Genomic DNA, 13,864 nt, shown 5'->3' with positions numbered 1-13,864 from the left:
TTTTCCAAAAGAAAAATGCAGTTGCCAAATCTTCGTAATGGCCGGAAACCGACGCAGAACCGTCAGCGCTTATTGTCGTCAATAAACTTCTCGGTCTCCGCCGTCAGCGCCATCTCGCTGTGAATATTGTAAAGAGCCGCCAGTTTGCTGACTGCAAATAACATTTTCCCCATTGTTGCCGTCAGCTGATCTTTGTTCTCCAGGCTGGCAGCGGCCTGCTGCAGCTTCACCACAGATTCCAGTATTTCCTTGAAAATGTCTTCTTCCCGGAAGGAAACTAGACCGCTCTTGTTTGCCTTCTTTAAAACCTTCTGGCTGCGGATCAGAGCCGGAAAGGCAGCCGGTACATTTTCAAGTTCGGAACGGGGCGTCTGCCCGTTATCCTGGTGTTCCTGCGCTTTGATAGCTTCCCAGGCTGCCCGGCGTTCTTCATCGTTCTCGTAAGTTTCTCCGCCAAACACATGAGGATGCCGCCGGATCATCTTCCGGGTGATGCCGTCGATGACATCCTCCAGGGTGAACTCTCCGTACTCCTCGGCAATCTGGCTGTGAAGCATCACCTGCAAAAGCAGATCGCCCAGCTCCTCGCACAGATTATCAGGATTGCCGGTGGCAGTCAGATCGCTCACCGCCTGATTCACTTCATACGCCTCTTCTATCGTATTGCCCTTCATGCTCTCGTGGGTCTGCGCCTTGTCCCAGGGGCAGCCGTTTTCGCCGCGGAGAGCGGCAACTACCGCATGAAGTTCTTCAAAAGTAAATTGTCTGTCCATTTTACACTCCGTTTCCTCACGTTCAGTCATTGTGTAGGCAAAAGAAAAGCGAAAAGATTCGCTCTTTTGCTATCGGATTACTTTATATTCATTATAGCAATGCGACTGGAAAAAATCTACGTACTTTTCTTGTGTTTTAGCTGGAATCTATTATAATATTTAATAAATATTCCTTTCCGGGAGAGCGCTTTTTTGATGTTCGGGCTGTCAAACACCAGACAAACTCCTGGTATTGGAATTATCGGAGGATCATATGAAAAAATTTAATTACAGAACAACCGTCAATATCACCGATGATCTCATGCATCTGGGATTCCGGTGCAAATTGCCGGACGAAATGCAGAATAAAAAAATACGGCTGCAGGCCATTTTTGCTCAGCGGCAGGTGGACCGGCGCTTTCCTTTGGAAGTGCGTGTGGAAGAGAGTGAAAACGGTCCGCAGATACTGGCGGACGCGGAGATCGAGCTGCCGTACGTATTCCGTCAGCCACCAAGACACAAGGTGACCGTTACATTTGCCCTGTGGTGCGGCGTACAGGAATGGATTCTTGACGATCAGCCATTCCCGGTACAGAGAGAACTTTTTGCCCGGCCGGAACAGACCAGCAAAAGAAATCTGTTTGTCTTCGGCTGCTGTACGATCGGGCTGCCTTTTTTCATTGCCCGAGCATGGCTCAGGGAAAATAAAAATCTCTCTAAAGCCGTCAAAAAAGCAAATGAAACGGTATACCGCCTGAGCGGCTATAATTACAGTCCGAGGCAGCGGCATACGGATTATTTTGCCGCAAAATATGAGCAGTATGTATCTCTTCACAAAAAACTGTCTGGCAATAAGGTGCTGTTTTTATCCGAGCGTCTGCCGGAAGAAGGCGGCAATCTGCAGCTGATCCGGGAAAGATTTGCCGGCGACCCGGACATAGAAGTCACAGAATTCATCAACACCCACACCGTGGATGCATTAAATAAAAAAGACCTGAGGGAGTGTGCCAGAAAATGTGCCGAAGCCCGGGTAATCATCCTGGAGGACTTCTACCCGCAGCTCCACCAGCTGAACATCCGCCGGGAGACCAAGATTGTCCAGCTCTGGCACGCCTGCGGCGCCTTTAAGACCTTCGGCCTCACCCGAATGGGCAAGCCTGGCGGCGCGCCGCAGAGCTCCATGAATCACAGAAACTATGACTTCGTCAGCGTCAGCAGCGAAACAATCCGCGACATCTACGCGGAAGCCTTCGCCATTCCGACCAGCAAGGTGAAGGCTCTCGGCGTGCCACGGACAGATGCACTCTTCGACTGGGAGCGAAAACGTAAAACAAGGGAGGAACTCTACAAGAAATATCCGTTCCTCCGCGACCAGAAAGTGATCCTTTTCGCCCCGACCTTCCGTGGCGACGGCAACAAGGACGCCTATTATCCGGAAGACGCCTTCCGCCTGGAAGCATTTATGGAAAAAATGCCGGAAGACACCGCATGCATCATCAAACACCATCCGTTTGTTCATCAGCCGGTGGAGATACCGCCAAAATGGCAGAACCGCGTGCTTGACCTGACCGGAAAAGACCATATTAACGATCTGATGCTCATCACCGATCTGCTCATTACCGACTACAGCTCCAGCATCTTCGAGGCAGCGATCCTGGAAGTGCCGATGCTCTTCTATGCCTTCGACGAAGAAGAATACATGGCAAGCCGGGACTTCTACTTTGCCTATGAAGAAATGGTTCCGGGCCCGGTGGAGCATACCTTCCCGGCCATGACAAGAAAAGCGGCCCGTATGGTGACTGGACAGTGGGACCCGACAGAGGAAGAAAGAAAAAAAGATGTGCTGGCAGAGACAGCGGACGCAGCCCTGTCCCTGTCGCAGCGGATGGAGCAGTTCCGGGAAGCGTTCCTAAGTGCCCTGGACGGGCACAGCACCGAGCGGATTGCGAAATATATCAAGGAGAATTATCTGGAAAATGGGGAATAAAAGAATAAAAAAACTGGTGACAGCTGTCTGCATGACGGTTGTCGGTCTGGCAGCGGGAATAATGACCGCGGCGGCACTTTGCCCTTCCGTGGCGACACCCCTTCAGGCGCAGGCAAAAGCCATCACTACAGTGAAGAAAAAACAGAATATTAAAATGAAGAAACTAACGCCGGCCCTGAAACGCAAAATCGCAGCCTCCACCCCGGCAGAGAACGCCGGCAGCGACCTGACGCTGCGCTATCCGGCTGCCCGGCTCACCACGGCAAGGCTGCCGCAGGGTTACACCCACGACGATACATATTATTATTACCTTTCCCAGCTGGCCAACACCGGAAAACAGAAAAACGACCTGCGGCTCACCCGCATAAAATACAAAGGATTCGGGAAATATACCATAGACTATATGACCCTAAAACAGTTCGGCCACGGAACTAACCTGGATTGCGTGACCGTGGATGGAGTCACCTGGCTCTGGACCGGCAGCGACCCCGCCGGCAGCAGCCGGAGTACATCCACTGTCACCTGTTTTACCTTCCACGCCGGTACAACCCTGCGCCGCCACGGCCAGTATACTTACCGCATCCTGGTCTCCGGCTCCGGCGGCAGCCGTTACGCCGCCAACTGCTTCCCGGCCATCAGCGCAGACGGCCGCCAGCTGGCAGTACGCTTTACCAGTAATGGCGGTCAGCAGTTCCAGATCTACGATCTGACAGACGGCACGACCATCCGCCCAAAGAAAGTTAAGAAAACCGTAAGAATAAAAAGCACACCCGGCGACTTCCAGGGGTTTGACATCTGCGGTACAACCATATATACTTTGGAAGGCACCAGAAGCAGGAGCGAAATGCGCGAGTTGGGCAAAGTCTCCGACTTCGCCCCGATCCGCATCCGTGCCTACGATTACAAAACGAAAACTACCACAACCCGCAAAATCAGAGGCGCCAAAGCCATAAGCCACCGGGAACCGGAAGGCATACAGGTGGCAGCGGACGGAACCATCGAGCTTATGATTGCCTCCCATTACAAAGAACTGTACACCTGTGTCAACATATATGAGGTAAAGGGCGGGACAAAATAGGCAGTTTTCCGTTGTCTAAAAAGAAAGAATATGATATAGTATATGAAATTAATTTGCTAAAATATGACATTTTAAAAATATCCATAATACAGGAGGAAATGTAGATTATGAAAGGTATTATCCTGGCAGGCGGTTCAGGAACCAGACTGTACCCGCTTACAAAGGTAACCAGCAAGCAGCTGCTTCCGATTTATGACAAGCCTATGATTTATTATCCGATGAGCGTGATGATGATGGCGGGAATTCGTGATATCCTGATTATCTCCACACCGATGGATACGCCGAGATTTGAAGCCCTCTTGGGAGACGGCCATCAGTTTGGTGTTAATTTAAGCTACGCCGTACAGCCGAGCCCGGACGGTCTCGCACAGGCATTTATCATCGGAGAAGAATTTATCGGCAACGATTCGGTTGCCATGGTCCTCGGCGATAATATTTTCCATGGACATGGTCTTAAAAAGCGTCTTCGCGCAGCGGTAGAAAGAGCAGAAAAGGATTCCGGAGCGACAGTATTCGGATATTATGTGGATGATCCGGAACGATTCGGCATCGTGGAATTTGATAAAGAAGGAAAAGCTATTTCCATCGAGGAAAAACCGGAACATCCAAAGAGTAATTACTGCGTAACTGGTTTATATTTCTATGATAACCGCGTAGTAAACTATGCCAAGAATCTAAAACCATCTGCCCGCGGCGAGTTGGAGATCACTGATTTGAACAGAATTTATCTGGAAAATCAGGAGCTTCATGTGGAACTGCTGGGACAGGGATTTACCTGGCTGGATACCGGAACCCATGAGAGTCTTGTGGATGCAACTAACTTTGTGAAAACCGTTGAGCAACATTCTCACAGAAAAATTGCCTGTCTGGAAGAATTGGGCTATATCAATGGCTGGATTGGCGAGAAAGAAATGCTGGAGACTTACGAGATCATGAAGAAAAACCAGTACGGTCAGTATCTGAAAGATGTGTTAGACGGAAAATACCTGGATTAAGATTAGTTTTTATATTCGCAAAAAATAAGATTAAGAATAAAGAGGAAAGAGTTATGACAATAATTGTGACCGGCGGAGCCGGATTTATCGGAGCAAACTTTGTATATTTGGAGTTAAAAGAACATCCGGAAGACCGGATTGTCTGCATTGACAAACTGACTTACGCAGGTAATCTGGAGACATTAAAAGACGCCATGGAGAACCCGAACTTCCGTTTTGAGAAGATGGACATCTGTGACAGAGAAGCAGTATTTAAACTGTTTGAAGAAGAAAAACCGGATATCGTTGTGAATTTTGCAGCGGAGAGCCACGTGGACCGTTCCATCGAAGACCCGGGTATCTTCCTGCAGACCAATATTATCGGAACCCAAGTGATGATGGACGCCAGCCGTAAATATGGTGTAAAACGTTATCATCAGGTGTCCACAGACGAGGTATACGGAGATCTTCCTTTGGATCGTCCGGACTTATTCTTCACAGAAGAAACTCCGCTGAAAACCAGCAGTCCGTACAGCTCATCAAAAGCAGGGGCAGACCTCCTGGTAAATGCATATCATCGTACTTTTGGGCTGCCGACTACAATCTCCAGATGTTCCAATAATTACGGACCATATCAGTTTCCGGAAAAATTAATTCCGCTGATGATTGCCAATGCCCTGGCGGACAAACCGCTTCCGGTATATGGAGAAGGATTGAACGTCCGTGACTGGCTCTACGTGGAAGATCATTGTAAAGCTATTGACTTGATTATCCGAAAAGGTAAGGTCGGAGAGGTCTACAATATCGGTGGACACAATGAGATGAAAAATATTGACATCGTAAAGATTATCTGTGAGGCTCTGGGCAAACCGGAATCTCTGATTACCCATGTCACCGACCGTAAAGGACATGACATGCGCTATGCCATTGACCCGGCAAAGATTCACAGAGAGCTGGGCTGGCTTCCGGAAACCATGTTCAAGGACGGAATCAAAAAGACAATCCAGTGGTACCTGGATAATAAAGAATGGTGGGAAAGAATTATTTCCGGCGAATATCAGAACTACTATGCATCCATGTACGGCGACCGCTTAAAAGACGCCGAATAGACAGAAGAAATGATACGCCCTATTTTGATGAAAGTTGAGATAGGGCTTTCGCTGCGTTCAGGGATAATTCATAATTCATTTATAGACACAATTCGAACAGAATAGTAGTATATGTTGACAGATAACAGATGTTGACAAACACAGGAGGCAGAAATGAAAGTATTTGTTACGGGTGTCAAAGGACAGTTGGGCTACGATGTGGTCAATGAGCTGGAGAAACGAGGACATGCAGCTATCGGCGTCGATATCGAAGATTTGGATATCACAGATGCCGCAGCAGTAGATAAAATGATTACAGAAGCAGCGCCGGAAGCGGTTATTCACTGCGCAGCCTGGACGGCGGTGGACGCTGCAGAGGACAACGAAGAAAAATGCCGTCAGGTTAACGTTAACGGCACAGAAAATATAGCGAAGGTCTGTAAAAAACTTAATTGCAAAATGATGTACATTTCCACAGACTATATTTTTGACGGAAAGGGAACCCGCCCATGGGAACCGGATGACCCGGTTACAACTCCGCTGAATGTCTATGGTCAGACAAAATACGAAGGCGAGCTTGCCGTTCGTAATAACGTGGAAAAATTCTTCATCGTCCGTATTGCCTGGGTATTCGGCAAGGGCAAAAACTTTATTAAAACGATGTTGAACCTGGCAAAAACTCACGATCACCTTACGGTGGTCAATGACCAGTATGGAACGCCGACTTACACCTATGATCTTGCCAGACTGCTGGTGGATATGATCGAGACGGATAAGTATGGTAACTATCATGCCACCAACGAAGGCGGATACATCACCTGGTATGACTTTGCCTGCGAGATATTCCGTCAGGCAGGCATTGATATCGAAGTGGAGCCGGTGAACAGCGCTCAGTACGCGGCCAAGGCAAAACGGCCAGAAAACAGCCGGATGAACAAACAGAAGCTGGTGGATAACGGATTTGAGCCATTGCCGGATTGGAAAGATGCGTTGAAGAGATATTTGAAAAACTTAGAAGAATAAAGAATAGAATAAGAATAGTTTTTAAAGAAAAACAGGATGAAATAATGTGTAATAAGCATGAGCAGGAGGAATTCATGGTTTCGGATCAAAAGCAACACGTATTTATCGTTGGATCTAAAGGAATTCCGGCAGCCTATGGTGGATTTGAAACTTTTGTAGAGAAATTGACAGAATACAGAAAAAGTAAAAACATTCAATATCATGTGGCGGTATTGTCAGATCATACAGAAGAATACACACATAACGGAGCGCATTGTTTTTGTATAAAAGTACCTGATATTGGTAGCGCAAAGGCTGTTTATTATGATGGGGCAGCATTGGACTATTGTATCTTTTATTGCAAAAATCATAAGGAAATCAGACATCCGATTTTTTATGTACTTGCCTGTAGAATAGGACCGTTTATTCCTTATTACAAGAAGCAGATTCAAGCATTAGGAGGGAAATTATATGTAAATCCTGATGGACATGAATGGAAAAGGGCAAAATGGAATAAAGTTATCCGAAAATATTGGAAATATTCTGAGAGAGGAATGGTTCGGCAAGCAGATTTGTTGATTTGTGATAGCCAAAATATTGAAAAATATATTCAAAAGGAATATGAAAAATATAAACCGGATACAACGTTTATCGCTTATGGTTCTGATACCAGCAGGTCTGCGCTGTCTGATAATGATAAGATATGGGTAGAATGGTATCAAAAGAATCATGTAAAGCCCGGAGAATACTATTTAGTAGTAGGGAGATTTGTACCGGAAAATAATTATGAAATAATGATTCGAGAATTTATGGAATCAAAAACAGATAAAGCGTTTGTTTTGATTACAAATGTCAGTGATAAATTTCTTGCTGCATTGAAAGATAAAACTGGCTTTCATAAGGATTCCCGCATTCATTTCGCGGGAACTGTTTATAACCAGGAATTGCTGAAAAAAATAAGAGAAAATGCATATGGGTATTTCCATGGACATGAAGTTGGAGGGACAAATCCGAGTCTTCTGGAAGCGTTGAGTTCTACCAATTTAAATCTACTGTTAGGAGTGGGATTTAATCGGGAGGTGGCTGGGAAAGCCGCTCTTTATTGGTCAAAAAGAAAAGGAAGCCTTTCAAAATTGATAGAGAAAGCCGATGCCATGTCTGAAAAAGAAATAGATAGCTTTGGAGAAAAAGCAAAAAAAAGGATACAGGAGGCTTATACCTGGGAGAATATTACAGAACAATATGAAAGATTATTTTTGAATAGTAGCAAATAAAGATCAATAACAGAAAAGTGGAGGTTAACTATGGGTCAGATTAAAGTAGAAAAATGTCCAATAGAAGGATTATATGTCATTGTGCCAACGGTACATGGAGATGACAGGGGATATTTTATGGAAACCTATAATCAAAATGATATGCATGAAGCAGGACTTGACATGGTATTTGTGCAGGATAACCAGTCTATGAGTAAAAAGGGCGTTCTGCGTGGGTTACATTATCAGAAAGAATATCCGCAAGGTAAACTGGTGAGAGTAATAAAAGGAGCAGTTTTTGATGTGGCAGTGGATCTTCGTGTTCACAGTAAAACTTATGGCCAGTGGTTTGGTGTAGAGCTGACAGAAGAAAATAAAAAACAATTCTATATCAGCGAGGGTTTTGCACATGGCTTCTTAGTTCTTTCTGATGAGGCAGAATTTTGTTATAAATGTACAGATTTCTATCATCCGGGTGATGAGGGTGGAATGGCATGGAATGATCCGGACATTGGAATTGAATGGCCACAGCTTTGTGGAGAATACAAGGGAACTCCATCTGCAGAAGGATATCATCTGGAAGATGGTACTCCGCTGAATCTTTCTGACAAAGATCAGAAGTGGCAGGGATTTAAAGATACTTTCAAATTTGATAAATAGTTATTTATCAAATGAGTTCCAAACATAGTTGAGGAGAATGTGAGAACGAAAGCAGGCAGATAAAAATGACAAATGACAACAACAATCAGCCACTTCCACAAATTTTAATTTGTATGGCCACTTACAATGGAGAACGATATCTGGAGCAGCAATTGGAATCTCTTTGCAGGCAAACCTGCCAGGATTTCCTCTTGTTTGTTCATGATGATGGATCAACAGATAATACAGGGGATATTCTCAAAGCTTGGGAAAGAAGTGATAAACTGAATATGGTGGTGTTGGATGATGGCCTTTGCTTTCATGCTTCTTCAAAGAATTTTGTTCATCTATTATCCCAGGCAGAAAAGAGATGGGGCGAATTCCCCTACTACATGTTTTGCGATCAGGATGACATTTGGAAAGATGATAAAATCGCGGTCACATTAAAAAGGATGAAAAAAGCAGAAAAAAAATACAAACAGCCAATTTTGGTGCATACAGATTTGGAAGTAGTGGATTCCGATTTACATTCGATTGCGCCCTCTTACCTGAAATATCGCTCCATCAATCCTTGTATTAAAAAATTAAATCGATTGTTGATACAAAATAATGTGACAGGCTGCACCATGATGTGGAATCAAAAGTTAAATCAAGTTCTTAATTGGAAAAATGTGAAGCCTGCTATGCACGATTGGTGGATTACTTTAATTGCAAGTTTGTTTGGACAGATTGTTTTTTTAGACAGAACAACAATTCTGTATAGACAGCACGAAGATAATGTGGTTGGGGCAACAAAAGTGAAATCGATTTCTTTTGTGATATATCGTCTTTCCAATTTACAGTATGTCAGGATGAAGTTCCGACAAGCAGTACAGCAGGCAGGAGATTTACTAAAAATATACGGGCCAACCTGTGACAAAGAAGAGAAGATGCTTTTAAGACAATTTTCCAGATTATATGATGTGAATAAGTTTAAAAGGACATATCTGGTAGTAAAATATAAATTTTTTAAGCAGTCTCTGATACAAATTGTAGGGGAGTTATTGTTTATATAGTAACAACTATTTACTATGAGTAAAATAAACGGGAGAAGAGAAAAGAATGATTTCTGTTTTTTCTACAATGAAACAGTCTATTTTTTATATTAAAAGATATGGAGTGTTTGCAACATGTAAAAAAATAATTGGTAAAATTAATTTTTCGAAAAGATATAAAAAATGGATTATAAATCATGAAAAAATAGACAAAGAACAAATTTTGCACGATATTGAGAGCTTTTCTTATCTCCCTACATTTTCTATTTGCATTCCGGTGTACAATGTAGAAGAAAAATGGCTTAGAAAATGTATTCAGTCGATACAAAAACAATGGTATACAAATTGGCAGCTTTGTATGGCAGATGATTGTTCTACGGATGAAAATGTAAGAACAGTTTTAAAGGAATATGCTCAAGTGGATAATAGGATCAATATAGTTTACCGTTATAAAAACGGCCATATATCTGAGGCAACAAATTCGGCTCTTCAAATTGCAACAGGAGAGTTTATTGTTTTGGTAGACAATGATGATGAGTTAGCGCTAAATGCACTATACGAAGTAGCAAAAATTTTGCAGGATCATAGAGATTTGGATGTCATATATAGTGATGAAGATAAGATAGATGAAAATGGCAATAGAACAAATCCCTATTTTAAGCCAGATTATTGCCCGGATACGTTACTGTCTTATAACTATATATCACATATGGGAGTATATAGAAGGACCTTGATAGAACAGATAGGTGGATTTCGGAAAGGTGTAGAGGGTTCGCAAGATTATGATTTGCTTCTTCGAGTAATTGAATTAACAGAAAATATTTATCATATTCCTAAAATATTATACCACTGGAGAGCGATTTCCGGTTCTACTGCTTTAGACGGTGCAGAGAAAAGCTATGCATATATTGCGGGTAAAAAGGCTTTGGAGGATACAGTAAAACGACGAAAATATAGTGCAGAAGTAAAATATTTGGAGAACTGTCCATGCTATAATGTTTTATTTTATCCAAGAAAGAAGCATTTCATTTCTATTATAATATTAGTACACGATCAATCAGAAAAAATAGAATGTTGTTTAAAATCAATAAATGAAAATATAATAGATAATAATTATGAAGTAATTCTTGTTGACTGCCATTCAGAGAAAAAGAAAACGAAGAAATTTTTGGATAAATATAAAAAGTATCCAGAATATAGTGTGATTAAAATACATCAAAAATTATGTTGTACTGCCATTCAAAATTTAGCAGTAAAAAGAGCAAAAGGGGATCTTATTGTCTTTCTAAATAGTGAAATAGAAATTCAGACTAAAGAATGGCTGCTGCACATGGCGGGAGAAGCGGAAAGAGAATGTGTAGGTGCAGTTGGAGTGAAAATACTGCATCCGGAGAATGTAATTCACAATGCGGGAATTAGTTTAGATAAAGAAAAACTATGTATAGATATCGGAAAGGGCAGAAAGAAGAATGAAAGCGGATATATGTATTATTTATCCACCAGAAGAAATTACAGTGCTGTTTCCGGTGATTGCTTAATGGTAAAGAAAGATATTTTTGAACAAGTAGGAGGTTTTGACGAAAACTTAAAAAATAATTTATATGATGTCGATTTATGTCTACAATTACAGAAGAGGGGATATCATAATATTTTTATACCTGATGTACAAGTATACTTAAATATGAAGAAATTTAGCTTAAATACATTAAATAAAAAAAAGAATAAAGAAGAAATATTTTATTTGAAGATGAAATGGAATGAAACAATTCTGGAAGATCCATGTAGAAGTAAAGTTACTGAGTTAGATCCGACCAGAGTTTAAATATATGGTAGATGAGTTTTCGGATAAATAAAGGAGTAAAAATAAAAAATGAACATAGTTAGTTTTATTCGCAATTTATATGAGAATCGAAAATTGATTGGAAATCTGGCAAAAAATGATTTTAAAACAAGATACGCCGGTTCCTACTTGGGAATTATGTGGGCGTTCATCCAGCCAATAGTGACAATATTGGTATATTGGTTTGTTTTTACAGTGGGATTAAAATCTGGAACTGTGAATGACTTTCCGTTTGCCCTATGGCTCATGGCAGGAATTATTCCGTGGTTCTTTTTTCAGGATGCGTTAAATAGCGGTACTTTAGCATTAGTTGAATATAGCTATTTAGTTAAAAAAGTAGTTTTCAAAATTGACATATTGCCGTTTGTTAAAGTGTTATCAGCGCTATTTGTACATGTTTTCTTCATATTCTTTGTGATACTTGTTTATGTTCTAAATGGATATATGCCGACGCCATATACTTTGCAAGTATTTTATTATTCATTTTGTCTTATCTGCATTGTAACAGGTATGGTGTATTTTACCAGTGCTATAATGGTTTTTCTTAGGGACTTAAACCAGTTAATCAGTGTTATTTTACAGGTGGGAATCTGGATGACTCCGATTATGTGGAATATTCAGATTCTTCCGCAAAATCTTCTCTGGATTTTTAATTTGAATCCGATTTATTATGTCGTTGTAGGATATAGAGACGCATTTATTTACCATGGGGTCTTCTGGCAACGGCCGGAAACTACCATTTATTTCTGGGTATTTACCATATTAATGTATATTATCGGGACTAAAATATTTAAGAGCTTACAGGTGCATTTTGCGGATGTATTATAGGAGGAACAAATAATGAGTGAATATGCCATTGACGTACAAAATGTCAGTAAAATATATAAGCTTTATGATAGATCCAGAGACAGGCTGGCAGAAGCGTTGCATTTGACAAAAAAGAAATTATCAAAAGATCACTATGCTCTTGATCAAATAAATTTTCAAGTAAAAAAGGGAGAGACAGTGGGAATTATCGGAACAAATGGTTCCGGTAAGTCAACAATCCTTAAAATTATCACCGGCGTATTAAATCCAACAGCCGGTAAAGTAGAGATAGACGGCAGAATATCAGCTCTTTTGGAGCTGGGCGCTGGCTTTAATATGGAATATACAGGAATACAAAATGTTTATTTGAATGGGACAATGATTGGTTTCAGTGAAGAAGAAATAAAAGACAAATTGGATGATATTCTTGAATTTGCTGATATCGGAGATTTTGTTTACCAGCCGGTAAAAACATATTCCAGCGGTATGTTTGTTCGATTGGCCTTCGCTGTGGCCATCAATATTGATCCGGAAATATTAATTGTCGATGAGGCCCTCTCTGTGGGCGATGTATTCTTCCAGGCAAAATGTTATCATAAATTTGAGGAATTTAAAAAAGAGGGTAAAACTATCGTTATTGTAAGCCATGATTTGAGCAGTATTAGTAAATACTGTGATAGGGTTATTTTGCTCAATAAAGGACATAAGCTGGCAGAAGGTGAGCCAAAAAAGATTGTGGATCTTTATAAGAAGTTGTTAGTGAATCAATTAACGGATGATGATTTGGAGGATTATGAAGAAGAAGCCGGCGAAAATGTAGAGAAGAAATCAAAAAAAGAACATACTGAAGATGCAACGGACAATCTGGATGTAATAACTGATGCTTCTGCCATAACACCAGAGTCTGTTGAAAAAGAGGGGAAGTTGTGGAAAGACTACATGATGGAGAATCCGGATGTTATAGACTATGGTACAAAAGAAGTAGAGATTATAGATTATTGTATATTAGATGAGAAAGGGTATATATCTAATAATATTGAAAAAGGTTCCGGATATACTGTAAAATTCAAAGTGCATTTTAATGAGAAAGTGAATGAGCCGATTTTGGCGTTCACAATTAAGGATATAAAGGGAACGGAAGTAACGGGAACGAATACAATGTATGAAAAAATTGATTTTGAGTCAGAGCAGGGGCAGACATGTGTTGTTAGCTTTACACAGAAGATGAATCTGACAAAAGGAGATTATTTAATTTCATTTGGATGTACAGGGTTTCGTGATGGAAATTTTACAGTATATCATCGTAAATATGATGTAATGAATCTATTAGTAATTGCAGATAAAGAAAATGTAGGTTTTTTTGATATGTTTTCTGAAGTAACTGTAAGTCAGGGTTAATAATGGAGATGG

12 protein-coding genes are annotated in these 13,864 nt (G+C 41.4%); 11 read left to right on the top strand and 1 reads right to left on the bottom strand.

Going from position 1 to position 13,864, the window contains the following annotated elements; translation table 11 throughout:
- Nucleotides 1-62: 62 nt before the first annotated feature.
- A complete protein-coding gene (mazG, locus tag B5F87_RS04410; protein WP_158096950.1) occupies nt 63-773 on the bottom strand; it encodes a nucleoside triphosphate pyrophosphohydrolase in 711 nt (236 codons plus the stop codon).
- Nucleotides 774-1,026: 253 nt separating this feature from the next.
- Between mazG and B5F87_RS04405 the strand changes: the two genes are divergently transcribed.
- The 11 genes from B5F87_RS04405 (at nt 1,027) to B5F87_RS04355 (ending at nt 13,852) form a co-directional block, all read left to right on the top strand.
- Nucleotides 1,027-2,739, top strand: a complete 1,713-nt coding sequence (locus B5F87_RS04405; protein WP_087277410.1) for a CDP-glycerol glycerophosphotransferase family protein — start codon at nt 1,027-1,029, stop codon at nt 2,737-2,739.
- Nucleotides 2,729-3,817, top strand: coding sequence for a hypothetical protein (locus B5F87_RS04400; protein ID WP_087277408.1), 1,089 nt, complete (start codon nt 2,729-2,731; stop codon nt 3,815-3,817). Before B5F87_RS04405 ends, B5F87_RS04400 begins: the two co-directional genes overlap by 11 nt.
- A 107-nt stretch (nt 3,818-3,924) precedes the next feature.
- Nucleotides 3,925-4,812: a glucose-1-phosphate thymidylyltransferase RfbA gene (rfbA, locus tag B5F87_RS04395; protein ID WP_087277405.1), complete on the top strand. Its 888-nt coding sequence runs from the start codon at nt 3,925-3,927 to the stop codon at nt 4,810-4,812.
- 53 nt (nt 4,813-4,865) lie between these two features.
- The gene (rfbB, locus tag B5F87_RS04390; protein ID WP_087277402.1) at nt 4,866-5,900 is read left to right on the top strand and encodes a dTDP-glucose 4,6-dehydratase; all 1,035 of its coding nucleotides are present in this window, start codon (nt 4,866-4,868) and stop codon (nt 5,898-5,900) included.
- Between the two features lie 153 nt (nt 5,901-6,053).
- Nucleotides 6,054-6,902 carry a dTDP-4-dehydrorhamnose reductase gene (gene rfbD, locus B5F87_RS04385; protein WP_087277399.1) on the top strand — a complete coding sequence of 283 codons (849 nt, stop codon included), beginning with the start codon at nt 6,054-6,056 and terminating at the stop codon, nt 6,900-6,902.
- Nucleotides 6,903-6,976: 74 nt separating this feature from the next.
- On the top strand, nt 6,977-8,155 hold the full coding sequence (locus B5F87_RS04380; protein WP_087277396.1) for a DUF1972 domain-containing protein: 1,179 nt from the start codon (nt 6,977-6,979) through the stop codon (nt 8,153-8,155).
- A gap of 30 nt (nt 8,156-8,185) precedes the next feature.
- Nucleotides 8,186-8,794 (top strand): dTDP-4-dehydrorhamnose 3,5-epimerase, encoded by a 609-nt coding sequence (gene rfbC / locus B5F87_RS04375; protein WP_087277393.1) that lies wholly within the window; start codon nt 8,186-8,188, stop codon nt 8,792-8,794.
- Nucleotides 8,795-8,859: 65 nt separating this feature from the next.
- On the top strand, nt 8,860-9,828 hold the full coding sequence (locus tag B5F87_RS04370) for a glycosyltransferase family 2 protein (protein WP_087277390.1): 969 nt from the start codon (nt 8,860-8,862) through the stop codon (nt 9,826-9,828).
- Between the two features lie 46 nt (nt 9,829-9,874).
- Complete coding sequence (locus B5F87_RS04365) at nt 9,875-11,629, top strand: glycosyltransferase (RefSeq protein WP_087277387.1); 1,755 nt, start codon at nt 9,875-9,877, stop codon at nt 11,627-11,629.
- Between the two features lie 48 nt (nt 11,630-11,677).
- Nucleotides 11,678-12,475 (top strand): ABC transporter permease, encoded by a 798-nt coding sequence (locus B5F87_RS04360; protein ID WP_087277384.1) that lies wholly within the window; start codon nt 11,678-11,680, stop codon nt 12,473-12,475.
- A 12-nt stretch (nt 12,476-12,487) separates the two neighbouring features.
- Nucleotides 12,488-13,852, top strand: coding sequence for an ABC transporter ATP-binding protein (locus tag B5F87_RS04355; protein ID WP_087277381.1), 1,365 nt, complete (start codon nt 12,488-12,490; stop codon nt 13,850-13,852).
- Nucleotides 13,853-13,864 lie beyond the last annotated feature (12 nt).

It is taken from the genome of Eubacterium sp. An3 (assembly GCF_002159465.1).
In the GTDB taxonomy this organism is placed as follows: Bacteria; Bacillota; Clostridia; order Lachnospirales; family Lachnospiraceae; genus Anaerobutyricum; species Anaerobutyricum stercoris.
This window is presented reverse-complemented; position numbering and strand designations above follow the sequence as displayed.